The sequence below is a fragment of the Marinobacter sp. LV10MA510-1 genome, assembly GCF_002563885.1.
In the GTDB taxonomy this organism is placed as follows: Bacteria; Pseudomonadota; Gammaproteobacteria; order Pseudomonadales; family Oleiphilaceae; genus Marinobacter.
The window spans coordinates 3,948,692-3,973,956 of record NZ_PDJA01000001.1; the positions used below are offsets into that span (position 1 = coordinate 3,948,692).

General features: G+C 55.8%; 21 protein-coding genes. 17 read left to right on the forward strand and 4 right to left on the reverse strand.

Annotated features, from left to right (window positions below; translation table 11 throughout):
* Positions 1-8: 8 nt before the first annotated feature.
* A complete protein-coding gene (locus ATI45_RS19060; RefSeq protein ID WP_098421178.1) occupies positions 9-1,895 on the reverse strand; it encodes a histidine kinase in 1,887 nt (628 codons plus the stop codon).
* Positions 1,896-2,051: 156 nt separating this feature from the next.
* Between ATI45_RS19060 and ATI45_RS19065 the strand changes: the two genes are divergently transcribed.
* From ATI45_RS19065 to ATI45_RS19130, 14 genes are all read left to right on the forward strand, one after another.
* Positions 2,052-3,377 carry an MFS transporter gene (locus ATI45_RS19065; RefSeq protein WP_098421179.1) on the forward strand — a complete coding sequence of 442 codons (1,326 nt, stop codon included), beginning with the start codon at positions 2,052-2,054 and terminating at the stop codon, positions 3,375-3,377.
* 124 nt (positions 3,378-3,501) lie between these two features.
* A complete protein-coding gene (locus tag ATI45_RS19070) occupies positions 3,502-7,245 on the forward strand; it encodes a nitrate reductase subunit alpha (RefSeq protein WP_098421180.1) in 3,744 nt (1,247 codons plus the stop codon).
* Positions 7,242-8,813 (forward strand): nitrate reductase subunit beta, encoded by a 1,572-nt coding sequence (gene narH, locus ATI45_RS19075; RefSeq protein ID WP_098421181.1) that lies wholly within the window; start codon positions 7,242-7,244, stop codon positions 8,811-8,813. The genes ATI45_RS19070 and narH overlap by 4 nt, the downstream gene beginning before the upstream one ends.
* Positions 8,814-8,823: 10 nt before the next feature.
* The gene (gene narJ / locus ATI45_RS19080; protein ID WP_098421182.1) at positions 8,824-9,576 is read left to right on the forward strand and encodes a nitrate reductase molybdenum cofactor assembly chaperone; all 753 of its coding nucleotides are present in this window, start codon (positions 8,824-8,826) and stop codon (positions 9,574-9,576) included.
* Between the two features lie 20 nt (positions 9,577-9,596).
* On the forward strand, positions 9,597-10,274 hold the full coding sequence (gene narI, locus ATI45_RS19085) for a respiratory nitrate reductase subunit gamma (RefSeq protein ID WP_098421183.1): 678 nt from the start codon (positions 9,597-9,599) through the stop codon (positions 10,272-10,274).
* Between the two features lie 24 nt (positions 10,275-10,298).
* Positions 10,299-11,105 carry a peptidylprolyl isomerase gene (locus ATI45_RS19090; protein ID WP_098421184.1) on the forward strand — a complete coding sequence of 269 codons (807 nt, stop codon included), beginning with the start codon at positions 10,299-10,301 and terminating at the stop codon, positions 11,103-11,105.
* 134 nt (positions 11,106-11,239) lie between these two features.
* Positions 11,240-12,037, forward strand: a complete 798-nt coding sequence (locus ATI45_RS19095) for a Crp/Fnr family transcriptional regulator (protein WP_179888435.1) — start codon at positions 11,240-11,242, stop codon at positions 12,035-12,037.
* A 24-nt stretch (positions 12,038-12,061) separates the two neighbouring features.
* Positions 12,062-12,463 (forward strand): ribonucleotide reductase subunit alpha, encoded by a 402-nt coding sequence (locus ATI45_RS19100; RefSeq protein WP_098421185.1) that lies wholly within the window; start codon positions 12,062-12,064, stop codon positions 12,461-12,463.
* A 146-nt stretch (positions 12,464-12,609) separates the two neighbouring features.
* The gene (gene nosR, locus ATI45_RS19105; RefSeq protein WP_098421186.1) at positions 12,610-14,775 is read left to right on the forward strand and encodes a transcriptional regulator NosR; all 2,166 of its coding nucleotides are present in this window, start codon (positions 12,610-12,612) and stop codon (positions 14,773-14,775) included.
* Positions 14,776-14,833: 58 nt separating this feature from the next.
* Complete coding sequence (nosZ, locus tag ATI45_RS19110; RefSeq protein ID WP_098421187.1) at positions 14,834-16,732, forward strand: TAT-dependent nitrous-oxide reductase; 1,899 nt, start codon at positions 14,834-14,836, stop codon at positions 16,730-16,732.
* 212 nt (positions 16,733-16,944) lie between these two features.
* On the forward strand, positions 16,945-18,243 hold the full coding sequence (locus ATI45_RS19115; RefSeq protein WP_098421188.1) for a nitrous oxide reductase family maturation protein NosD: 1,299 nt from the start codon (positions 16,945-16,947) through the stop codon (positions 18,241-18,243).
* Positions 18,240-19,172: an ABC transporter ATP-binding protein gene (locus tag ATI45_RS19120; RefSeq protein ID WP_098421189.1), complete on the forward strand. Its 933-nt coding sequence runs from the start codon at positions 18,240-18,242 to the stop codon at positions 19,170-19,172. The genes ATI45_RS19115 and ATI45_RS19120 overlap by 4 nt, the downstream gene beginning before the upstream one ends.
* Positions 19,169-19,999, forward strand: coding sequence for an ABC transporter permease (locus ATI45_RS19125; RefSeq protein ID WP_098421190.1), 831 nt, complete (start codon positions 19,169-19,171; stop codon positions 19,997-19,999). The genes ATI45_RS19120 and ATI45_RS19125 overlap by 4 nt, the downstream gene beginning before the upstream one ends.
* 66 nt (positions 20,000-20,065) lie before the next feature.
* Entirely contained in the window at positions 20,066-20,668 is a 603-nt protein-coding gene (locus tag ATI45_RS19130) for a nitrous oxide reductase accessory protein NosL (RefSeq protein ID WP_098421191.1), read from the forward strand.
* On the opposite strand, the gene ATI45_RS19135 is transcribed toward ATI45_RS19130, so the two are convergent.
* Positions 20,647-21,264 carry an FAD-dependent oxidoreductase gene (locus ATI45_RS19135; protein ID WP_098421192.1) on the reverse strand — a complete coding sequence of 206 codons (618 nt, stop codon included), beginning with the start codon at positions 21,262-21,264 and terminating at the stop codon, positions 20,647-20,649. The genes ATI45_RS19130 and ATI45_RS19135 overlap by 22 nt on opposite strands.
* A gap of 201 nt (positions 21,265-21,465) precedes the next feature.
* Entirely contained in the window at positions 21,466-22,458 is a 993-nt protein-coding gene (gene moaA, locus ATI45_RS19140; RefSeq protein ID WP_098421193.1) for a GTP 3',8-cyclase MoaA, read from the reverse strand.
* A 194-nt stretch (positions 22,459-22,652) separates the two neighbouring features.
* On the opposite strand from moaA, the gene ATI45_RS19145 reads away from it, so the two are divergent.
* Genes ATI45_RS19145 through ATI45_RS19155 form a run of 3 tightly spaced genes read left to right on the forward strand, consistent with a single transcriptional unit; the run spans position 22,653 to position 23,769 of the window.
* Positions 22,653-22,886: a hypothetical protein gene (locus ATI45_RS19145; RefSeq protein WP_228706095.1), complete on the forward strand. Its 234-nt coding sequence runs from the start codon at positions 22,653-22,655 to the stop codon at positions 22,884-22,886.
* Positions 22,887-22,933: 47 nt separating this feature from the next.
* Entirely contained in the window at positions 22,934-23,302 is a 369-nt protein-coding gene (locus tag ATI45_RS19150; protein WP_098421194.1) for a YbaN family protein, read from the forward strand.
* Between the two features lie 29 nt (positions 23,303-23,331).
* A complete protein-coding gene (locus ATI45_RS19155) occupies positions 23,332-23,769 on the forward strand; it encodes an RrF2 family transcriptional regulator (protein WP_098421195.1) in 438 nt (145 codons plus the stop codon).
* On the opposite strand, the gene ATI45_RS19160 is transcribed toward ATI45_RS19155, so the two are convergent.
* Positions 23,762-25,231, reverse strand: a complete 1,470-nt coding sequence (locus ATI45_RS19160) for a WS/DGAT/MGAT family O-acyltransferase (RefSeq protein ID WP_098421196.1) — start codon at positions 25,229-25,231, stop codon at positions 23,762-23,764. The genes ATI45_RS19155 and ATI45_RS19160 overlap by 8 nt on opposite strands.
* Positions 25,232-25,265: the final 34 nt, after the last annotated feature.

The window sequence follows — 25,265 nt, forward strand, 5'->3', positions numbered from 1 at the left end:
GTAAACCGTCAAATGGAATCCGCGGTTTGCGGGTTATTGGCCGGTTTAACCGGGATCAGGTTCCGGGCTTGGGGAATAAAATGCAAACTCACTTCCACACCTCCTTGCGGATGATTAGCAACCGTTAGCTGGCCGCCCAGTGAGCGGGCGCGATCCTGCATAATGATCATGCCGTAATGGTTCTCTGGCTGGCCTGAGTCGGGTAGCCCTCGACCGTTGTCACGGATTTTAGCCTTAACCTGCGGGGACTCGAAACTGACGTCAACCCACACGGCCTCGGCCTTGCTGTGCTTTACCGCGTTGGCCAGCGCTTCGCGCACAACCTGCAGCGTGTGGATTTCTTCATTGGGCGACAGCGTCTGTGCAGGCAGTTTGTACACCAGATTGACGGGTTTGGCCATGCGTTCAGAAAATTCGTGCACGGTCTGGCGCAGTGCGGCGCCGAGGTCCGGTGTGTCCAGCTTCAAACGGAAGGTTGCTAACAGTTCCCGCAACTGACGATAGGCACTGCTTAAACCTGTGCTCAGTTCGTCCAATACTGCGTCATACCCGGTTTTTTGTGGGCCGTCCATGTTCATTCTGCGCAATCGAGTAACCTGGATTTTAAGGTATGACAAAGACTGGGCCAGGGAATCGTGGAGCTCGCGGGCAATAACGGTGCGTTCTTCGGCCAGCGTCCGCTGTTGTTCTTCGGTAATTTGCCGCTCCAGAAATATGGCTGTGGCCAGCTGATCGCTTAGAGTTTCCAACAGCCTTCGTGCGGTTTTAGACAACTCCTGTGAGGCCGGGTACCAGACTTCCAGTGTGCCCAGTAGTTGGCCCGGGGTGCGAATGGGCAGCAGCAAACGGCGCCCGTCATTGCCGGCCATTGGCAGCTCGTCATGTTCCTCTTCGGTCACCAGACAGGCGTTGCAGCTGTGATCGCGGCAGTAAAATGGGCGCACCATGGTAGCAGTAGTGACGGCTTGAACAGGCTCTGCGGAGGCTTTGTCGTGCAGATACAGGTTGATAGGGCCTATGCCGAGCATTTGCTCCAGCTGTTTCAACATGGGCACTGCACCATCGCACAAGCTGTGATTCGCAAACAGAGTGCGGCTGGACGAATGCAGTAATTCGAGCGCAGCGTGGCTTTTCTCCAGCTCTTCGGTTTTGGCTTGGACCTTACTTTCCAGTTCGTAGTAAGTGAGCGCCAGCTCGCTGGTCATCTGGTCAAACGCCGACCCGAGCTGCGCCAGCTCATCAGAGCCACGCAGCTCGGCCTTGCGGGAAAAATCTTGCTTGCTCACGGATTCGGCAATGCTCACCAGTTTTCGTAGCGGCCGTAGAACTCGCTTTTTCAAGTCCAGAAACAACGCCAATACGATCAGGATAGCGAACACCAGACTGATCACCTGTATCAGGTCCAGCAGGCGGATGCGGGCTTCGGTGCGATGTTCAAGCATAGACACCAGCACATCGACATTGTCCACGTAGCTTTGAGTGGTGTTAATCATAGAGTCTGTTAGCGGGTCTCCGGGCCGGTGTTGTGCCAGCATGGGGCCGACGCTGGAGTTCCACTGGTTGACTACGTCGCGGTAGCGTTGCGCCAGCGGGTGATCGGTTGTAAGTGGTAATGACTGGACAATATCAGCGTGTACCAGGCGTTGATTGTAGAGGCTTACCATCTGGTCCAGGGCCTGGCGCGCATTGGCGGTATTCTGGTCTTCCAGTCGCGCTACCTGCGCCAACAACTGATACGCGCCCATACGCAGAGTGCCCGCCAGGTTGATGGCGGTGGCGTTACCGGCAATGCTTTGTGACACCCCCAGAGTGACCCCCATACTGACAATGGCGGTGAGTACAATCGCACTGACGGCGATGGCAATCCGGTGAACCAGTGAACTTCTGGAGGTCATAGGGTTTTTTAGGTGGCGAGTGGGTATTGATTGAATGCCAACTACCTCTTTACGGATAGACAGCTACCCACGAGGTTGTTAAGCCATCATAGTCTTTGACCGCCAGACAGGCAAAGTAAGACACTCAAAGGCACGTCTGCCAACAGGATAAAATCGATGAATGTGGGGCCAGGGCCGTCCGAAATCCGAGCGTTACAGCTATCGGCCGACAGCACCGAACCGGATGACGAACGGGATGAGGAGCGCTATGCATCGCTGTTGTTAGTGTTACCACTAGCGCTGGCCGGTTTCATTATTGCTGCCGCTTGCTGGACCCTGTTTGCAGTGGTCGGCGTGACTCTGCGCAACGATTTTCAGCTGAGTGAGCTTCAGTTTGGCCTGTTATTGGCAATGCCGATGGCGGTGAGCGCATTGCTAGCGGTTCCGGCAGGACTGTTTGCGGGTAAGTGGGGTGCCAGAAAAGTTATGTTGTGGTGCCTTACAGGTCTTGCGCTAAGTATGACGCTGGTGTTCTTCGCCGACAGTTTTGCCGGTTATATTGTGGCGGCTGGCGGTTTGGGCCTGGCCGGTGGTTTCTACAGTGCGGGTTTGCAATTTGTGACCCTTCATTGCCGGCCGCGACGGCTGGGGCTGGTGTTGGGTGTTTTTGGTGCGGGTATTACTGGCGCCGGTTTCAATTATTACCTGGTGCCGCTTCTGCACCAAGCCTACTCCTGGCAAGGCGTTCCTCTGGCTTATGTCATTGTGCTGCTGCTGATATTGGCACTGTTTCTGATGCTCACCGAGCCCGACGACCAAACCACATCCTTTGTAAGCAATACCGCGGCCTGGCGCAAATGTTGTGCGCCAGGAGTTTGGTATTTGTGTGGTTATTTTTCCGTTATTGCCGGCAGTTTTTTTGCATTGGCTCTGTGGCTGCCGGATTACCTGTCAGCACGCTCGGGCCTGCCGGTAGGCTTGGGTGCGCATCAGGCTTTGTGGTTTGTATTGCCGGGCGCTCTGGCGCAGATTGCGGGCGGCGCGCTGGCCGATCGTTTAGGTAGCAGCCGGGTGGTTATGTGGGCTTTGCTGTTGGCGCTGGCGGCGCTATTTGTGTTGTCGTACCCGCCGATGACGCTGTCGATACAGGGCGTGGGGCGCTCTTATCATTTAGAGCTTTTGCTGCCGCGGGTGTGGGAAGGCGGTGTGATGATTATGCTCGGCGCAGCTTTGGGCTCAGCTATTGGTGCTCTGCAGCGGATGATTATTTTGGCCAGCCGTGAAGCGGCCGCGGTAATGGCGGGCGTTTTACTGCTGGGTGCGTTTGCGGTGGCATTCGTGTTGCCCATTGTATTCGCCGCCATCAACGCCTGGCTGAATGTGCGTTCTGCTGTGTTCATGCTGCTGTTCGTGATGCTGGCGGTCTGTATTTTATTGTTCGCCCGAAACACCCGGCGGCGTGAGCGCCGCAAGCTCTCGTTCGCACAGCCCCGAGTGGTCTAGGTGCCTTCTACCCCCCTGGTGGTAGGGGCTGGTTAAGAGGTAGTAACCACGCTGCTTTCGCTATTGGGTTGTCACACAATGGTCTCAAATCGTTAATGCGATCCGGCAAACGGAGAGAGAGACCATGAGTCATTTGATCGACAAGCTGAGCTACTTCAGCAAAAAGCGTGAATCCTTTTCTGGCGACCACGGCGAAACCCATACCGAAAACCGCGACTGGGAAGACAGCTATCGCCAGCGCTGGCAGCACGACAAAATTGTGCGCTCCACCCACGGCGTAAACTGCACCGGCTCTTGCAGCTGGAAAATCTACGTTAAAAACGGCCTGGTCACCTGGGAAACCCAGCAAACCGACTATCCCCGTACCCGTCCGGATCTGCCCAATCACGAGCCCCGTGGCTGCCCCCGCGGTGCCAGTTATTCCTGGTACATGTACAGTGCGAATCGCCTGAAGTACCCGCTGATGCGCAAGCATCTGATGCAGCTCTGGCGCGCCGCCCGTATTCAGTTTAACGACCCGGTCGATGCCTGGGCCTCAATTGTGGAAGACCCGAAGAAAACCGCTGAATACAAGCCACGCCGCGGTTTGGGCGGTTTTGTCCGTTCCGACTGGAACGAAGTGAACGAGCTGATTGCAGCGTCTAACGTGTACACCGCCAAAAAGCACGGCCCGGACCGCATCATCGGCTTTTCGCCGATTCCTGCCATGTCTATGGTGTCTTACGCTGCGGGAAGCCGTTACCTGTCATTGATCGGCGGCGTGTGTCTGAGCTTTTACGACTGGTACTGCGACTTGCCGCCGGCTTCCCCGCAAACCTGGGGTGAACAGACCGACGTTCCTGAATCCGCAGACTGGTACAACTCCAGCTACATCATTGCCTGGGGTTCCAACGTTCCACAAACCCGTACTCCGGATGCCCACTTCTTTACCGAAGTGCGCTATAAAGGCACCAAAACCGTTGCCATCACCCCGGATTACGCCGAAGTTGCCAAGTTGTCCGATGAGTGGCTTAACCCCAAGCAGGGCACCGATGCCGCGCTTGGCATGGCCATGGGCCACGTGATTCTGAAAGAGTTTCACGTTGATAACCCCAGCGCCTACTTTACCGATTACGTGCGCCGCTACACCGACATGCCGTACCTGGTGAAGCTCGACAAAATGGAAGACGGCCGTTATGTGCCGGGCCGGTTCCTGCGCGCCAGCGATCTGGTGGGCGGACTGGGCGAAGAGAACAACCCCGAGTGGAAAACCATTGCCATTGATGAAACCACCAACCAGCTAACCGCGCCTAACGGCTCTATCGGTTACCGCTGGGGTCAAAAAGGCAAGTGGAACCTGAAGCAAACTGCAAAAACAGAAGACGTGAACCTGCAGCTGTCGATGGTTGAAAAGCACGACGAAATTGTGGACGTTGCCTTCCCGTATTTTGGTGGCATCAAGCACGAGCACTTCAAATCCGTTGAGATCAGCGACACCCTGACCCACAAACTGGGCAGCCGTAAAATTGAACTGGCAGACGGCGAAGACGCCCTGGTCGTCACCGTATACGACCTGATGATCGCCAACTACGGCATCAGCCGTGGTCTGGGTGAAGACGACGGCGCTACCGACTACGACCAGATCAAGCCGTACACACCCGCCTGGCAGGAAAAGATCACCGGCGTACCGGCCCACAAAGTGACCCGTATTGCCCGTGAGTTCGCCGAGACTGCCCACAAAACCAATGGTCGGTCGATGATCATCGTCGGCGCCGGTATGAACCACTGGTACCACATGGACATGAACTACCGCGCGCTGATCAACATGCTGATCATGTGTGGCTGTGTCGGCCAGAGCGGTGGCGGTTGGGCCCACTATGTAGGTCAGGAAAAACTGCGCCCGCAAACCGGCTGGCAGCCGCTGGCGTTTGGTCTGGACTGGCAGCGCCCGCCACGCCAGATGAACGGAACATCTTTCTTCTACGCCCACTCCGGCCAGTGGCGCTACGAGAAGCTGGATGTGAGCGAGATTCTGTCGCCGCTGGCGGATAAATCTAAATTCGGTGGCAGCCTGATCGACTACAACGTACGCGCCGAGCGTATGGGCTGGTTGCCATCTGCGCCGCAGTTTAACCGTAACCCGCTGGGCCTTGCCGCCGAAGCGGAAAGCGCCGGTATGGACGTGCCAGCCTACGTAACCCAGTCCCTGAAAGACGGTTCACTGGCATTCGCCTCGGAAGATCCGGAAGCCCCGGAAAACCACCCGCGCAATATGTTCATCTGGCGCTCTAACTTGCTGGGTTCCTCCGGCAAGGGTCACGAGTACATGCTGAAGTACCTGCTGGGTACGACGAGTGGTTTGCAGGGCAAAGACCTGGGTCACGACGGTGGCGTCAAGCCGCAGGAAGTGAAATGGCATGACGAAGCACCCGAAGGCAAGCTTGATTTGCTGGTAACGCTGGACTTCCGCATGTCCACCACTTGCCTGTATTCCGACATCGTTCTGCCTACCGCTACCTGGTATGAAAAAGACGACCTGAATACCTCGGATATGCACCCGTTCATTCACCCGTTGACAGCGGCTACGGATCCGGCGTGGGAATCCCGCAGCGACTGGGAAATCTACAAAGGCATTGCCAAGGCGTTCTCCAAGGCGTCTGAAGGCCATCTGGGCGTCCAAAAAGACGTGGTTACGGTGCCGTTGTTGCACGACGCACCCGCTGAGCTGGGTCAGCCGTTTGATGTAAAAGATTGGAAAAAAGGCGAATGTGAACTGATTCCGGGCAAAACCGCGCCTAACTTCATGACGGTTGAGCGCGATTACCCGAACACTTACGCGCGCTTTACCTCGCTTGGCCCCCTGCTGGACAAACTGGGCAACGGTGGCAAAGGCATCAACTGGAACACTGAAAAAGAAGTGACCTTCTTGGGTGAGCTGAACCACAAGCACCTTGAAGGCGCCAATGCCGGCCGGCCGAAAATTGATACGGCCATTGATGCCTGTGAAGTGATTCTGAGCCTGGCTCCGGAAACCAACGGCCAAGTTGCCGTGAAAGCCTGGGCTGCGCTGTCTGAATTCACCGGGATGGATCACTCACACCTGGCGCTGAACAAGGAAGACGAGAAAATCCGCTTCCGCGACATAGTGGCGCAGCCGCGCAAAATCATCTCTAGCCCAACCTGGTCTGGCCTGGAAGACGAGCATGTGTCCTACAGCGCCGGCTACACCAACGTGCACGAGCTGATTCCCTGGCGCACGCTGACCGGTCGCCAGCAGTTCTATCAAGACCACGAGTGGATGCGCGCCTTTGGCGAAAGCCTGCTGGTATATCGCCCGCCCATCAACACCAAAGCGGCCGCACCGCTGCTGAACGCCAAGCCCAACGGCAACCCGGAGAAGGCGTTGAACTTCCTTACGCCGCACCAGAAGTGGGGTATACACAGTACCTATAGCGACAACCTGCTGATGCTGACCCTGTCTCGTGGTGGCCCCATTGTGTGGCTGAGTGAAGACGACGCCCGCGACATCGGTGTGGAAGACAACGACTGGATAGAAGTGTTCAACGCTAACGGTTCTTTGTCAGCGCGGGCGGTGGTTAGCCAGCGGGTGATGCCGGGCATGGTGATGATGTACCACGCTCAGGAACGCATTGTGAATATTCCCGGCTCGGAAATTACCGGCAGCCGCGGTGGCATTCACAACTCGGTTACCCGGGCCTGCCCGAAGCCCACCCACATGATTGGTGGCTATGCCCAGTACTCTTACGGCTTCAACTACTACGGCACCGTGGGTTCCAACCGCGACGAGTTTGTGGTGGTGCGCAAAATGAAGAACGTCGACTGGCTTGATGGCGAGGGCAACGACACTGTTCAGGAGAGTGTGAAATGAAAATTCGTTCCCAAGTAGGCATGGTGCTGAACCTGGACAAGTGCATTGGTTGCCACACCTGTTCAGTGACCTGTAAAAACGTATGGACTAGCCGTGAAGGCATGGAGTACGCCTGGTTCAACAACGTTGAAACCAAGCCCGGTATTGGTTACCCGAAAGAGTGGGAAAACCAGGACAAGTGGAAGGGCGGCTGGTTGCGTGACCCCAGCGGCAAAATCCGCCCCCGCATCGGTGGCAAGTTTCGGGTGTTGGCGAATATTTTCGCCAACCCGGATCTGCCGGAAATTGACGACTATTACGAGCCGTTCGATTTCGACTATCAACACCTGCACACCGCTGCTGACAGCAAGCATCAGCCGGTTGCACGGCCGCGCTCGCTGATCACCGGCAAACGCATGCAAAAAATTGAATGGGGTCCGAACTGGGAAGAAATCCTGGGCACCGAGTTTGCCAAACGCCGCAAGGACAAAAACTTCGACCAGATTCAGGCCGACATTTACGGCCAGTTCGAAAGCACGTTCATGATGTACCTGCCGCGCCTGTGCGAGCACTGTCTGAATCCCACGTGTGTGGCCAGCTGCCCAAGCGGTGCCATCTACAAGCGGGAAGAAGACGGCATCGTGCTGATCGACCAGGACAAGTGCCGCGGCTGGCGCATGTGTGTATCTGGCTGCCCGTACAAGAAAATCTACTTCAACTGGAAAACCGGTAAATCCGAGAAGTGCATCTTCTGCTATCCGCGGATTGAAGCCGGTATGCCCACCGTGTGCTCGGAAACCTGCGTAGGCCGCATTCGCTATCTGGGTGTGCTGCTGTACGACGCTGATCGCATCGAAGAAGTGGCCAGCACTCCCGGCGAGCACGAGCTGTACGAGAAACAGCTGGAAATCTTCCTCGACCCGTTTGACCCGGAAGTGATTGCCCAGGCAACGAAAGACGGTGTGCCGATGAACGTGATCGACGCGGCCCAGCGCAGCCCGGTCTACAAGATGGCGGTTGAGTGGAAACTGGCCCTGCCGTTGCACCCGGAATACCGCACTCTGCCCATGGTGTGGTACGTGCCGCCCCTGAGCCCGATTCAGTCAGCTGCCGAAGCTGGCCAGGTCGAGTTTGATGGCGTACTGCCAAAAATCGAAAGCCTGCGCATTCCGGTGAAATACCTGGCCAACCTGCTCACCGCCGGTGACGAAAAGCCCATCGTACGTGCGCTAAAACGCATCATGGCCATGCGCCTGTACAAACGTGCGGAAACCGTAGACGGCGTGGAAGACCTGCGGGCACTGGAAGAAGTCGGGCTGACCAAAGCTCAGGCGGATGAGATGTACCGCTATCTGGCCATTGCCAATTACGAAGACCGTTTCGTGATTCCTACCGGCCATCGTGAGCTTGCAAAGGAAGCATTCCCTGACGCATACGCTGAACGGGGCGGCTGTGGCTTCAGCTTTGGTGACGGTTGTGGTGGCAGCACCAGTGAATTCAACATGTTCGGCGGCAAAAGCCAGACCTCCACCATGGTGCAAAAACTGACCACGGTGAAACAGGTTGACCCGAAACAGCTGCAGGATTGAGGAGCAGATTATGAAAATTCTAAAAGTGATGGCGTTGTTGCTGGAATACCCGAACGCCGATCTACAGCGTGGCCGCGATGAGCTGACGGCTGCGGTGCTGGAAGACAGCCGCTTGCCGCGCAAAAACAAAGAGCAGCTGCTGCGCTGCATTGACATGCTCTGCGACGGCAATCTGCTGGACCTGCAGGAAAGCTACGTAGCCACTTTTGACCGGGGTCGCGCCACGTCCCTGCTGTTGTTCGAACACGTGCACGGCGAATCCCGCGATCGCGGGCAGGCCATGGTAGACCTGATGGAGCAATACAAAACCAACGGTCTGGAGATTGATGCCCGCGAACTGCCGGATTACCTGCCGTTGTTCATGGAATATCTGTCTACCCGGCCCTGGGAAGAGATCAAAAACTGGCTGGAAGATATTCACCACATTCTTGGCTTGCTGGGTGAGCGCCTATACCAGCGTGAAAGCGTGTACCACGGAATTATGGACTCGCTGCTTGAACTGTCTGGCCGCAAAACCGACCGCAAGGAACTGGCGAAGATTGTGGCCTCGGAAGAGCGCGACGACACCCCCGAAGCGCTGGACAAAGTGTGGGAAGAGGAAATGGTAAAGTTTGTGGATGATCAGGGCAGCTCCTGTAGCACCGGCGGTGTGGTAGGTCAGCGGCGTCGTGAATTGGAGCAAACCCAAACCATTCACTTGAGTGATCAGCTGATGGCGGATGTTACACCTCGCCCGGCTCAACAACCGGTGAACAACGCCTGAGCGCGTAGGAGGAGATGACAATGTCCTATTTACATACACTGGTGTTTGGGATTTATCCCTATATCGCCTTGGTTGTGATGGTTGTTGGTACCTGGGCGCGCTACGACAACGCCCAGTTCACTTGGCGGGCTCAGTCCACCCAGATATTGACCAAGAAAAACATGGTCTGGGCCAGCGCTCTGTTCCATGTGGGCATACTGATCGTGTTCTTTGGCCATTTGGTTGGGTTGTTAACGCCGCATTTTGCATACGAGTGGTTCATGTCGGCCGGCACAAAGCAGATTATGGCCATCGTAGTGGGTGGTATTGCTGGCACCATGGCCCTTATCGGCGGCGGCGTTCTGACAATGCGTCGGCTAACGGACCCCCGGGTCCGGGCCAGCAGCACCTTTGCTGACGACGCCATTATCGTCATCCTGATGATTCAGCTGGCGCTGGGTATGCTGACCATTTACCCCACGTTGGGCCATCTGGATGGCAGCACCATGCTGTTGCTGGCCGCCTGGGCTCAGGGCATCTTTACCTTTCAGTTTGATGCTGCATCGCACATTGCGGATGTGCACTGGATCTACAAAACCCATATGGCTCTGGGCCTGACGATCTTTGTGCTCTTCCCGTTCACGCGTCTGGTGCACATGCTCAGCGTGCCGGTAGAGTATTTCGGCCGCAAGTACCAAGTGGTGCGCAAGCGAGTTTAGTTTCATCGTGAAGAGGGAAATGCCATGCAATTGATACCCACCGGCGAAGCCGAAAAACCCAGAAACCGGTTCCCACCGGTGACCGTTGGCGACACGCTGATCAACGAAGATGACATAGCGCGGGAAATGCAGTATCACCCCGCCGATGAAGCCGCAACCGCCTGGCACGACGCGGCCAAAAGCCTGGTAATACGCCAGCTGCTGCTAGACCAGGCCACGCTGTTGAACCTGCCTGAAGAGCTGGATGAAGAAGACCGTATCGCCAAAGTGCTTGAATCAGAGCTGGGTGTTCCAGACCCGACAGAGCAGGACTGCGAGCGCTTCTTTAACGCCAACCCCAGGCGGTTTTGCAGCCCGGTGGTAATGGCCGTGAGCCACATATTGCTGGCGGCGGCACCGGATGACGTGGCCGAGCTAATGCGCCAGGAAGAAGTAGGGGATCAATTGCTGAAAGCGCTGTTTGAAGGTCGTTCACGGTTTGATGACCTGGCCAAGCAGTATTCAGCCTGCGAATCTCGCCATCAAGCCGGCAGCCTCGGGCAGATCAGCAAAGGCCAGACCGTCGACGAGTTTGAGCGCCCGGTGCTGAATTTGAAGGAAGGCCTGCATTCCGAGCTGATCGAAACCCGTTACGGCTACCACATTGTGCGCGTAGACCAGCGCATTGATGGCCAGCCATTGCCTTACGAGCATGTAAAACCAAAAATCCGCCAGTACCTGAGCGAAAGTGTGACCCGCCGCGCCTGCCGCCAGTACTTGCAGGTGTTAGCGGCCGAAGCCGGTGTTAAAGGGGTTGATCTGGAATTGCCGGATTCACCACTGATGCAATAGATCCGGTTGCGGATTTTAAAAGCAATATGTGCGGCCTGGCTGGAAACAGTGCAGGCCGCACTGCTAATGGGTTACCTCCGAAGAGGGAGCGATTTTTACAGTTGATCCCTTTAGTATTCATACATAGATTATGAATGCATGAACACGCTAAAGAGGATGCCGCCATGGCGCTGATACAGGCTGCCGATACTCGCACGCAGGACACCCCCATGAACTACTCAAAACCGGTTCTGGTGGCGGTTAAGCCTGGTGACCACGAAGACAGCTTGGCGCTGTTGCGCAGCCACGCCATGTTCAGCGCTCTGGAAGAAGATGACCTACAAGAGCTCCTGCATCATGCCCGCCGCTTGCGGTTGGGCCATCACCAGTTGCTGTATCGCCAGGACATGCCGGCCCACCACTTCTTCTTTGTGTTGTCCGGCCGCTTGCGCTTGTACCGGCTGGATGCATCAGGCATCGACCGCACGCTGGACAGCATCGCGCCAGGCGACTGCATTGCCGAAGTAATGATATACGCCGATCCCGCCCGTTACGCCTGTTACGCCGAAGCCCTGAAAAACAGCGAAGTGCTGATGATTCCGGTGAAAGCGTATCAGGACTTGCTGGACACCCATCACAGCTATACCCAGGCCGCTTTGCGCCACTACGCTATGCGCGCAGTGACTCGTTTTCACGATCTGGAAATCATGACCGTGCAGAGCGCCCGCGATCGGCTGATTCGCTATTTAGTAGATTTGTTGCCAGAAGGCAGCGAGCAGGGTGGTGAAGTGGAATTGCCACTGCCCAAATGCCTGGTGGCGTCGCGCCTTGCCATGCAGCCGGAAACTTTTTCGCGCATTCTGGCCGACCTGAAATCCAACGGCCTGGTGCGGGTAAATCGCAGCCGGGTGTTTATTTCCGACCCGAGCAAGCTGATTCAGATAAGCCAATAGTCACTATTTATAAGGATTTATCAAATGATCAGCAACTACCGCGAATTGATTGCCGCTACCAAACAAGAACACGAACCCCAGCGTCTTTTGTTTGTGTTCTGCCGCGCCGAGCTGCCAGACGATGCCAATGCCGACGAACGCGCAGCATTTGAGCGAGGCGAAGGCGGCGCACTTTCGCCGGTGGTCTGCGTTGATAAACCCCCTGCCGAAGTCGCAGATTTCAGTCAGCTGGTGGACGAGTCCCGCAACACGGGTCAGAACTGGGACGTCGTATTCGTGGCGGCTATGTCTGGCCGTGGCGGCGTTCCTCCGTCCAGCGACGAAACACAGCAGCCGATGACCATGATGGTCGAAAGCATTCGTATGGGCCACGTTGGCAATTACTTGCCTTTGGACGCCAGTGGTGAAGCCGTTAGCCTGGGTTAGCTGTAAGCGCTGATGGCCGTCTGCCATCGGCGCTAATCAGAGATAGGGCGGTATCAACAGCCTCCTAGGTGTATCCCATAAGAGGTATTCTAATTACTTTTAAATAATCTAATCTGTGCAACAACTATAGTCAGCGGGGACATGTTGTGAGTATCCGTTTTAGCAATATCGTAAATCTGATTGTAATGGCGTTGGTACTGGCACTGTTCGCAGGCGTCGACCATGTAAAAGCCGACCCCGTTGACCAGTACCAGCCTGTTTCAGGCCGCCAGGTGATCACGCAAACCCTGCCTCAGGTCACCGAGGTGCGCCCCCGCGAGAGCAATCGCGCCATTGGCGAACTCTTCGCTGGCGAAGAGCTGGTGGGCTACACCTACCAAAGCCTCGACTTCGTGCAAACCCCCGCCTATTCGGGCAAACCCCTGAACATTCAGGTATTGATGAATACCGCCGGTGAAATCCTTAAAACCCGCGTGATTCATCACTCCGAGCCAATTCTGCTGATTGGCATTCCCGAGTACAAGCTGCACGACTTTACCGACCAGTACACCGGCCTGAAAGCTGACCAACGGGTTACTGTGGGCGGCAACACCAACGAGCGCAAGGTGGCAGTCGACGGCTTGTCCGGCGCGACCGTTACGGTGATGGTGGTGAACGAAGTTATCATGCGCACGGCCCACAGAGTTGGCGTAGAACTTGGCTTGGTGAAAGATGCGGGCGTAAAGCGACCACCCATTGCGGCGGTTAATAACGAGCAGTTTCAGCAAGCCAACTGGCAGCAACTGACGGACGATGGCTCCATTCGCCGCCTGCTACTGACCCGTGGCCAAGTGGATGACTCGTTTAAAGGCACCGACGCGGAAGGCGTAGAGGCCGCCGCTCCCGATCAGCGTGAAGACGCATTGATAGACCTGTATGCAGCCTATCTGGACGCCCCCACCATTGGTCGCAATCTGCTGGGTGAAAGCCAGTACGAATGGTTGAACTCTCTGCTGAAAGAAGGCGAACACGCCATTGCGGTGATGGCCAGCGGCTCCTATTCGTTCAAGGGCTCCGGCTATGTGCGCGGCGGCATTTTCGACCGCATTCAGATTCGCCAGTTTGGTGACACCTTCAACTTCCGCGACCTCGACTTCTATCGTTTAAGCGATGTGTACAGCGAAGGCATGCCGGACTTTTCCGAAATGGCGATCTTCATCATTCGCCAACAGTACAACTTTGACCCGGGTACGCCCTGGACCCTCGAACTGACAGTAAAGCGCCAGACCGGCCCGCTGGACAGCAAATTCCAGGTGTTCCCGCTGGAATACCAACTGCCCGATCAGTATTACACCCGTGCGGACGTTGTGGTCAGCCAGGAAGAATGGCTGGAAACCCAACCCATGTGGGTGCAAGTGTGGTACCAGAAGCAGTTCCAGATTGTGGTACTGGGCGCAGGCATATTGGTGCTGATGTTTGTTCTGTTCTTCCAGGACTGGCTGGTAAAGCGGCCCAATTTAACCCGCTGGATTCGCCACGGCTTTCTTACCTACACCCTGTTCTTTATTGGCTGGTACGCCTTGGGCCAGTTGTCCATCGTGAACGTGCTGACTTTTGTGCACAGTTTCATGTCTGGTTTTAGCTGGCAGACGTTCCTGATCGACCCGATCATGTTCATATTGTGGGCTGTGGTAGCCGGCATTGTGTTGCTTTGGGGCCGCGCGGTCTATTGCGGTTGGTTGTGCCCGTTTGGTGCGCTGCAAGAGCTGTTGAATGAAATCGCCCGCAAGCTGAAAATACCCCAGTACAGCGTGCCGTTTGCCGTGCACGAACGCCTTTGGGCCATCAAGTACATCATTCTGCTGGTGCTTTTCGGGGTGTCGCTGGAATCCATGGCGATGGCAGAAAGACTGGCGGAAATCGAACCTTTCAAAACCTCCATTACCTTACATTTCGCCCGCACCTGGCCGTTTGTGCTCTACGCGGTGGTGTTGCTGGTGATCAACCTGTTCACCCGCAAGGTGTATTGCCGCTACCTGTGCCCGCTGGGCGCCGCGCTGGCGCTGCCCACCAAGCTGCGGGTATTCGACTGGCTCAAGCGTCGCAAGGAATGTGGCACCCCCTGCCGCCTGTGCGAAAAAGAATGCGAGGTACAGGCTATTCACCCAGACGGCACCATCAATTTCATGGAATGCCACTACTGCCTTGACTGCCAGGTGACTTATTTCGACGACAACAAGTGCCCGCCGTTGATTGTGAAGCACCGCGGCAAGCGCCGTGGCCAAAATTCGCCGGGGCGCCCGGAACAGATTCCAATCGTCGAAGTGAAATGAAAAGCAGTGCCATAACGAAAAAAGAATAACCCCCAAAACTGAAACGGAGTTGAGCATCATGAGCAAAGACCATGAGCAAGGTCATAAAGAACTGGCGAAAACAGAACACCTCGGCCTGAGTCGCCGGCGTTTTCTGGGCGCCACCGCGGTGGCTGGTGTTGCCGGTGTAGCTGGCCTTGGCGGCGCAGTCATGAGCCGTGAGGCTTTTGCAGCCGCAGCCAAAGAAGCACGCAATAACATTGAGGTGGGCCCGGGCGAGCTGGATGAGTACTACGGTTTCTGGAGCGGTGGCCACCAGGGCGAAGTGCGGATAATGGGTATACCGTCTATGCGCGAGCTGATGCGTATTCCGGTGTTCAACGTGGATTCAGCAACCGGTTGGGGCCTGACCAACGAAAGCAAAGACGTACTGGGCCACGACAACAAATTTCTGAACGGCGACTGTCACCACCCGCACATCTCCATGACCGACGGCCGTTACGACGGTAAGTACCTGTTCATCAACGACAAAGCCAACACCCGCGTGGCCCGTATCCGTCTGGATATCATGAAGTGCGACAAGATTACCCACATTCCTAACGTGCAGGCCATTCACGGTTTGCGCCTGCAGAAAGTGCCTTACACCAAATACGTGTTTTGCAACGCCGAATATGTGATTCCGCACCCGAACGATGGCAGCGATTTCTCGATGGAGAACAGCTACACCATGTTCAACGCCCTGGATGCGGAAACCATGGAAGTGGCCTGGCAGGTGATTGTCGACGGCAACCTGGACAACACTGACGCTGACTACACCGGCAAATACGCGGCCTCTACCTGCTACAACTCTGAGAAAGCGAAAGACCTGGCCGGTACCATGCGTAACGATCGCGACTGGGTGGTGGTGTTTAACGTTGAACGCATCGAGCAAGCGGTTAAAAACGGCGACTTCAAAACCTTGGGCGACTCCAAAGTGCCCGTGGTGGATGGCCGCAGCAAATCCCCGTTGACCCGTTACATTCCGGTGCCGAAGAACCCGCACGGCGTGAACACGTCACCGGATGGCAAGTACTTCATTGCGGCTGGCAAGCTGTCGCCAACCTGTTCGGTGATTGCCATCGACAAACTGGACGATGTGTTTGACGACAAAATCGAGCTCCGTGACGTGATTGTTGCTGAGCCCGAGCTGGGTCTCGGGCCTCTTCACACCACGTACGATGGCCGCGGTAACGCCTACACCACGCTGTTTATCGACAGCCAGGTGGTGAAGTGGAACATTGCGGATGCTATCAAGCATTACAACGGTGAAGACGTAAACTACCTGCGCCAGAAACTGGATGTGCATTACCAGCCGGGCCACAACCACGCGTCGCTGACTGAAACCCGCGATGCCGATGGCAAGTGGCTGGTGGTGTTGTCGAAGTTCTCGAAAGACCGTTTCCTGCCGGTTGGCCCTTTGCACCCGGAGAACGATCAGCTGATCGATATTTCTGGCGATGAAATGAAGCTGGTGCACGATGGCCCGGCCTTCGCCGAACCACACGATTGCATTATGGTGCGTCGTGATCAGATCAAAACCAAGAAAATCTATACCCGTGACGATCCGTACTTCGCCAGTGCCCGCGCCCAGGCCGAGAAAGACGGTATCACGCTGGAAGGCGATAACAAGATCATCCGCGACGGCAAAAAAGTGCGCGTTTATATGACGTCGGTGGCGCCTATGTTTGGCACAACCGAGTTCACGGTGAAGCAGGGTGACGAGGTGACGGTGTATGTGACCAACCTGGACACCATTGAGGACGTTACTCACGGCTTTTCGGTGGTGAATCACGGTGTGAGCATGGAGATCAGTCCGCAGCAGACGTCTTCGGTGACGTTTGTGGCTGATAAGCCGGGTGTTCATTGGTATTACTGCAACTGGTTCTGCCACGCTCTCCATATGGAGATGACGGGGCGGATGTTGGTCGAAAAGGCCTGATTAAGTGGTTTGGCCGGAGCCCTGTTCTAAGGCTCCGGTTTTTTACGGTATTTCGGAGAAGCGAATCAAGAGAAGAAGGCTTTCCAAAACACGCTCAAGCCCGTCCATGGGACGCTTGAGCTCCGCCATCCATGGCTCCGCACAGTTTTGGAAAGCCTTCTTCTCTTGCTTCGCCAGAGTTTGGCGGTTTTTACCTTACTGAGTAATCATTGATGCACCAACTTTTACGCGTAGTAGCGGTCTTTACCGTCGTTTTGCTACCGCTAACCGCACAAGCGGATATCCAGCAACAGCTGGATGCGCTGGAACCGGGGGTGGTTTTTGAGCTGCCGCCTGAACAGGTTTCACCGATCGTTATCCGGGTGGCGGATGTGACGGTTCGCTGCCATGCCGATACTGTGATTGATGGCGGCGGTGAGGGCAGAACTGTTCATATTGTGGCGACAGGTGTGACGTTTAGCGGCTGCACGGTGCGTAACTGGGGTTCAGACCTTAACAAGCTGGACGCGGCAATTTTTGTGGCCCGTGAGGCTCAGGGCGTTACGGTTGCGGATAATAACTTGCAGGGTCCGGCGTTTGGGGTGTGGTTGGATGCTACGCCGGATGCGACGGTTCTTGGCAATGTGATTCGTGGCGATGCCAGTATGCGCTCCAACGATCGGGGCAATGGCATTCATTTGTTCAATGTTCAGGGCGCGCTGATTGAAGGCAATGATATTCGTCAGACCCGCGATGGGATTTATATTGAAACCTCTAACAACAACCGCATTCGTAACAATGTGATGGCCGATTTGCGCTATGGCATTCATTACATGTATTCGATGGACAATCTGCTGGAAAACAATGTTACCCGTAATACGCGCACCGGCTATGCGTTGATGCAGAGTAAGCGGTTGACGGTGCTGAACAACCGTTCCGAGAACGATGAGAATTACGGCATTCTGATGAATTTTATTACCCAGTCCGAGCTGCGGGGTAATGTGGTTACCGGTGTGTCCAAGGGGCAGTTTGCCGGGGCGGCGATGTCCGGTGCCGAGGGTAAGGCGGTGTTTATTTACAACTCTCTGTACAACATCTTTACCGATAACGTGTTTGCCAACAGCAATATTGGCATTCACTTAACCGCCGGTTCGGAAGACAACACGATGTTCAACAATGCCTTCGTGAATAACCAGCGCCAGGTAAAGTATGTGGCCACCCGCACCCAGGAGTGGTCGAAAGACGGCGTGGGTAATTACTGGAGTGACTACCTGGGCTGGGATCGTAACCAGGACGGCACCGGTGACGTTCCTTACGAGCCTAATGATAACGTCGATCGTCTTCTATGGACCTATCCGGAAGCCAAAGTGCTGATGTTCAGCCCGGCGGTGGATACCCTGCGCTGGGTGCAGGATGCGTTTCCGGTGATCAAGGCCGCCGGGGTTCAGGATTCCCATCCGCTGATGTATCCACCTGAGCCCGAACGCGTTCCATCGGCTGTTTCTAACCCGAATTCTGCGGAGCCGCAATGAGCTGTTTTCGTCTTGAAAATGTCAGTTACCGTTACGACAAAGCCACTGTGCTGCAGGGTGTGGATTTGCGCCTGGAGCCTGGGGAAATTCTGGGCCTGTTTGGCCACAACGGCGCTGGTAAAACCACCACCATCAAGCTGATTCTGGGTCTAATGCAGCCGGTAGGGGGTTCTTTGTCGGTGCTGGATGGCAGTGCGGGCGACCCCCAGGTAACCCGGCACATCGGTTATTTACCGGAAAACGTGATGTTCTACCCGCAGCTGACCGGCCGTGAAATTCTGGCGCACTTCGCTCGTCTGAAAGGTGCAGACTTGCGCCAGGTGCCGGAGCTGCTGACCCAGGTTGGGTTAGACGATGCCATGGAAGCGCGGGTGAAAACCTATTCGAAGGGCATGCGCCAGCGCCTGGGCCTGGCTCAGGCGTTATTGGGCAAGCCAAAACTGCTGATGCTGGACGAACCCACGGTGGGGCTTGACCCGGTCGCGACCGCCGATCTGTACCGACTACTGCGCATCTTGCGTGATAGCGGCACCGGCATTGTGCTTTGTTCCCACGTGTTGCCGGGTGTGGAGCCTTATATCGACCGCGCGGCGATTCTGACCGACGGCGCCTTGAAGGCCACCGGCAATCTGGAAGCGCTGCGGCGCCAGGCCAATATGCCGGTCACGTTGATGCTGGAGCCGACGGGCTCTCTGGATTCCCTGGAAAACGTCATTCGTCAGTGCGAAAGCGCCACCAGCCCGGTGATGAAATCGGTGAACAACCGTTTGCAGGTTGATGTACGCCCCGCCGATAAAATGCCACTGCTGACGGCGCTAATGGCCTCCGGCGAAGTGGCGGACGTGGGCATTCACCAGCCCACCCTGGAGGACATTTACGTGCACTTTATTGGCTCCGGTGGCCTGGCTCACCGTGGGGGTTTGCAATGAACAGCGTATGGACCATCGCCCGTAAAGAGCTTAGCGACAGCTTGCGTAACCGCTGGCTGCTGGCCATTGCTGTTGTGTTTGCTGTTCTGGCCGTGGGCATCGCCTGGTTTGGTGCGGCTGCGTCCGGTCAGGTCGGCTACGCATCTACCCCCGCGACCATCGCCAGCCTGGCCAGCCTGGGCATCTTCCTGATTCCGTTGATCGGGCTGCTACTGGCCTATGATGCGATCGTTGGCGAAGACGAAGGCGGCACTTTATTGCTGCTTATGACCTATCCCCTTAGCCGCGGTCAGTTGTTGTTCGGCAAGTTTCTGGGCCACGGCCTGACTTTGGCGTTTGCCACGATTCTGGGTTTTGGTGTAGCGGGTATTGCCATTGCCGTGCTGGTAGAAGACGTAGGCATTATAAGCCTGGCACTGGCGATGCTGCGATTTATTGGCTCTACCATTTTGTTGGGCTGGGGCTTTATAGCCCTGGCTTATGTGGTGAGCGTGCGCGCTAGCGAGAAGCCGGTTGCCGCGGGCCTGGCCTTGGCGATCTGGTTTTTCTTTGTGCTGGTGTTCGACCTACTGCTACTGGGCTCACTGGTGGCCAGCGAAGGCAAGCTAAACCCGGAACTGCTGCCCTGGTTGCTGATGCTGAACCCGACAGATATCTACCGTTTGTTGAATATTCTGGCCTTTGGTGAGGGTCGTCAGCTCAGTGGAGTGCTGAGTCTTGGCAACGACTTGCCCATCGGCCAAAGCGGCCTTTGGCTGGGGTTGGTGCTGTGGTGCGTAGCGCCGTTGACTCTCGCCTGGGCGTTATTTCGCAAGCGTCGGATTTAAAGCTCTCTGCATGTGTTTCAGGTTGCTGTCACTCAAAAACTGTTCCTTAGAATGGAGTTTTTCCGGATGAGTATCGTTAACGAAGGTCGTCGGTTTACCAGGGTGCCCGCCCTGAGATTGTTGCTGTTGCTCGCGGGCTTTTTCGCGCTGGCAGGCTGTTCTGAGCCGACAACGCAAAGCACAATAGAAAAACCGGCGGCGGTGCATATGGAAGACGGCGACGAGTGCCACGTTTGCGGTATGGCAATAACAGGCTTCCCCGGGCCGAAAGGGGAGGTGATTACCGAGAAGCAACAGCAGGTACACAAGTTTTGCTCCACAAAAGACATGTTCTCTTGGGTGTTGCAGCCAGAAAACGTAAAGCGCGATCACACTCTGTACGTTCACGACATGGCGCAATCCGAATGGGACAGCCCGGTGGATACGGCGCTAATCGATGCCCGCGAGGCGTTTTACGTTATTGGCTCCGAGCGCTTGGGCGCCATGGGCCCCACGCTGGCGTCGTTTGCAGACAGCACGGCTGCCGACGGTTTTGCCGCTGAATTCGGTGGCCAGGTAAAAGCGTTTGCTGACATTACAATGGATGATTTAAACGCTGCCCGTCCGGCAGCTATGGATCATGGCTCTACGGGGCAAGGCTCCATGAATCACGGTTCGATGGAACACTGATCACACCGCAACCAGGGGGGCAGACCGCTTGGCGGACTGACTCCCAAAACACGCCTTAAAACGTCCCTGTGCGGCTTGGGCTCCGCCATCCATGGCTCTGCACAGTTTTGTGAGGCGGTTCCAACCAGCACTTTTCTGATTTTGTTCTGTCGCCATTTTTTACTGAAAACGCTTGGGGATGCCGCCAAGGCTTTTGCGGCTGACCAAGCGTTGACGAATGGCGGCGGGCCGTAGCAGGTGTCCCAGTTTTGGCGTACTTTTTCCAGGTTGCCGTTAATGCCGCCACTGCACACCACGGTGTTGGCGATGCCGCGGCCGCAGCCCCAGGCTATGTGGTCGTCGGCTTGAAATTCGCCGGCGCGCAGCCAGTCTGCCAGTAGCAGTTCGGGGCTGTCTTTTATGCGGTTACGGGCCTGTTCCGCGGTGCCTGTAAGCAGCATGCCACCGAAGGCATCGTTGGCCTGGCCACCCAGAGCTCCGTCTGGCGAGCCGTCCAGTAATGCAACGGTATAGCCGCAATCTAAGAGTTCCAGCGCGGTTACAATGCCGGCCAGGCCGGCACCGATCACGGCAACGTCGGTTTGATAGTTTTTCATGGCGTTTTATGATTGGTTTTGTTAAAGAGCACGTTAGAACAGCATAGCAACCGCGCAAAGTTTGTGTGAAAAATAAGCGAAGTTGAAGTTAATGGGGCTAGCCAACAAAAAACCCCGCGATGCGGGGTTTTCCGGTTCTGTTGAGGCTTTTGTTTGCCTGGAGTGCGTCTGAGGTCTGCTTGAAGCGCGCCTTGGTCCGCCTTAGCCGCCGGTCATGTTCATAAAACGCAGCACCTGCACCTCACCGTTGACGGAAAAGTGGTGTTTTTCCGGTTTTAAATCCATCGCCTGGGCGATGGCATCTTGCAGGCGTTGGTCAGAAATGGGGTTAGCGCGCAGTACTCGACGCAGGTCCACGGAGTGTTCATTGCCCAGACACAGCAGAAGGCGGCCTTCCACGGTGACCCGCACCCGGTTGCAGGTAGAGCAGAAGTTGTGGGAATGGGGTGAAATAAAACCAACCTGAATCGGGCTGTCTGTCATGCGGTAATAGCGCGCCGGACCACCGGAGTCTGCGGTGGCAGGCACCAGCTCGTGATGGCGGGTAATGATCTCGCGCACTTCGTCGCTGGTGCAAAGGGCTTCGCCGCGATCGTGTTCGGAAATCTCGCCCAGGGGCATTTCTTCAATAAAGGTGATGTCTACCTGCTTGCGGCGGGCGTACTCAACCAGTTCGGGCACATCCTGATCGTTGCGGCCCTTCATCACTACCGTGTTCAGTTTAATGCCACGGAAGCCGGCCTCGCGGGCGGCGTCTATGCCGTCAAGCACCTTTGACAGTTTGCCCGTGCGGGTAATGCTGTGAAATTTATCGGCGTCTAGCGAATCCAGGCTGATGTTCAGGCGATGAAGTCCTGCTTTGCGCAGCGGCTCTGCCATGGAGGACAGCTGGTTGCCGTTGGTGGTCATGGCGAAATCACGCAGGCCATAACTACCGATTTCTTTTACCAGATCAACAATGCCCTTTCGCACCAGTGGTTCACCGCCGGTCAGGCGTATTTTTTCGGTGCCCAGCTCCACAAAATTGCGCGCCAGCCTGGCGATTTCTTCCAGGGTGAGTACCTGTTGACGGGGCAGAAACGTCATGTCTTCTGCCATGCAGTAAACACAACGGAAGTCGCAACGGTCGGTCACCGATAAACGCACGTAATTGATGGTGCGCCCGAAGCGATCTGTCAGCTTAGTGTTAGACATTGGCACGGTTCCCGTAGCAGCCAGTTCGAATCTTTCAGAAGTTATAGCACAGAGTATCGCAGACCACAGCGTGAAATCCGATACCACTGGCGGGGTAGCTTTGCCTGAATTTGGAGGGCACATCATCTAGATCATTCGCAGGTCAGAAAAGATTGTGCTTTTCTTAAAGATAACTATAAAATAGATCTTTAAAGATGGCAGAGGGTAAAAAGATGGAAAAGATGCTGTTTCGTGCCAATAGCGCAATTGTCTGGTCGGTGCTGGGCCTGCTGGTGAGCGTTGCTCTGGCTTACCCGTTGGCGGGCTGGTTGCCAATGATGCTGCAGGTTCTGGCCCACATTGGCACCTTGTTGTTCGCGGTGGGTATCAAAATTGCCTACATTGTGAGGCTGGTTTTTCTGAGTCGTTTGGGCAGACCGGTCCACTGATCAAGGTTATACTGAAGCTATAGTTTAATGGCTGTGAGATCAGCACTATGAGTAACCATTATCGCAAAACCGGATTCCGTGTACTCGCGTATATCTCGATGTTTTTTGCGATGGTCGGCGTGGTTCTTCCGGTGTTACCGACCACCCCTTTTGTTTTGCTGGCTGCTTTCTTTGCCAGCAAGGGGTCGCCGGCCTTTGCTTTTTGGTTAGATAATCACCCTAAGTTTGGCCCTGTTATTTTGCAGTGGCGCACCCGCCAGGCCGTTCCGGCCAGTGCCAAAGCGCTTGCCTGCTCGATGATGACGCTAAGCTGGGGTTTTTTGTTCTGGGGCGGCGCTAAGCCGCTGGTTTTAATAATAGTGGGGATTACGCTGGTGGCTGTTGCATGCTATTTGCTGACCCGTCCGACCTATTGATGTCAGTTGTATGCTAGCTGGAGTAGTTTATGCACATTACCCGTTATACCGATTATTCCCTGCGAGTGCTGGTTTACCTGGCGGCTTGTGGCGACCGGCTGGTTACCATTCAGGACGTAGCCGATGCCTATGATATTTCCAAGAACCACCTGATGAAGGTGGTGCACCAGCTCAACATTAAGGGCTACATAGAAACAGTGAGAGGCAAAAATGGTGGCATGCGGCTGCGGCGTCTGCCGAGCTCCATCAATATTGGTGCTTTAGTGCGCGATACCGAGCCGGATTTCAATCTGGTTGAGTGCTTTTCCGCGAACAATCAGTGTTGCATTACCCCGGTTTGCGGTTTGCAATCGATGTTACGGGAAGCCTTGCAGGCCTTTTTAGCAACCCTGGACACCTACACCCTGGCCGATGTGGTGCAGCAGCCACAGCAATCGCAGTTGCTGCGGCTGCTACAGATCAGCTAGTGTCGCTTTTCGCAGCCGGCTTCTTTTTTGCAGCCGGTTTAGGCTTGCGCGGGCTGGGCTTTTTCTTTGGCGCTAACACCAGGGTTCTAAGTTCTTCCAATGCTTCCCCGGTATACACCGCTAATTTTTGCATGCTTGGCAAGGTGTCGCGGCAACCGGTAAAGCCAAAGTTCAACGATCCGGCATAGCTCAAGCAAGTAATGTTCAGCGCTCCGCCGTGTGTAATCAGAGACACCGGATACATGGCCTCCAGTTTCGCGCCTTCGTAATAAAGATCTTCGGTGGGCCCCGGAACGTTAGAGATTGTCACGTTCCATACCGGTCGCATGCGCCCGCCCAAGCCAGACATCAGCTGCAATATGTAGGGCGACATCAGCATCATGGTGTATTGGGTCAACGCTTTTTTAGGCAACTTTTGCAAGTGCTCTTTGGCTTTGCACGAGGATTCCTTGATGGATTGCAGGCGCGTTAACGGGTCGGGTTCGTTGGTGGCCAGGGCGGCAATCATAAAGCTGATCTGGGTGCCGGTGGCGTCGTCGCCTGCAGGACGAATATTAACCGGGATACCTGCGGTCAGCGACGTTTCTGGCAGGTCGTCCTGCTCCAGAAGAAAGCGCCGCAGCGCGGTGCCGCACAAATACAGCACAATGTCGTTCATTGAACCGCCAGACGCTTTGGCCATGGCTCTTATGTCTGCCTGCCGGAACTGCTGGGTGGCAAAACGGCGCTGGCCGGTAACCCGATGATTGATTTTGGAAGTCGGCCCAGTGAAAGGAGCGGTCAGGCCGTCTTCCGGATGGCGCACCGAGTGAATCAGGCGATTGCTGGCCTGCCACAGCCGCGGCGCCAGATCCAACTGCAGCTTGAGAGCGCCCATGGCTTGGGAAATGGCGCCCGGTACGCTGGCTTCGCTGTCGGTCTTGCTGCCGCGCCGGCTTTCCGGCCTTACTGACCAGGGCGGCAGCATGCCGCGCTCGTCGGGGGATTTGCTCAGTACTCTTTGCAGCAGTCGCACGCCGCTGATGCCGTCAATCATGCAGTGGTGCATCTTGGTGTACAGGGCAAAACGGTTGTGTTCCAGCCCTTCGATCATGTGGCATTCCCACAGCGGCCGCGACAGGTCCAGCGGATTGGAGTGCAGGCGCGATACAAGTACTCCCAGTTCCCGTTCATCGCCGGGTTTTGGCAAGGCCGAGTGGCGTACGTGATAGTCCAGATCAATGTGCTTGTCGTGCTTCCAGGTGGGCGCTAAAACGCGACCTAGAAAACTTGGCCATACCAGCTTGCATCCCCAGGGGAGCTCAACATTACCGGCTTGCTTCATGCTTTTGACCAGGTCGCCGGTGAAGGTAGGCGCGGCGTTTTCGGGCAGGCTGAAAATTTGCAAGTTGCCCACGTGCATGGGGGTATCGTCAGACTCGACCGCTAGCCAAGACGCATCCAATGTTGCCAGGCGTTTCATTCCGTGCGCACCCCTACTGTATCTGGAACATGAA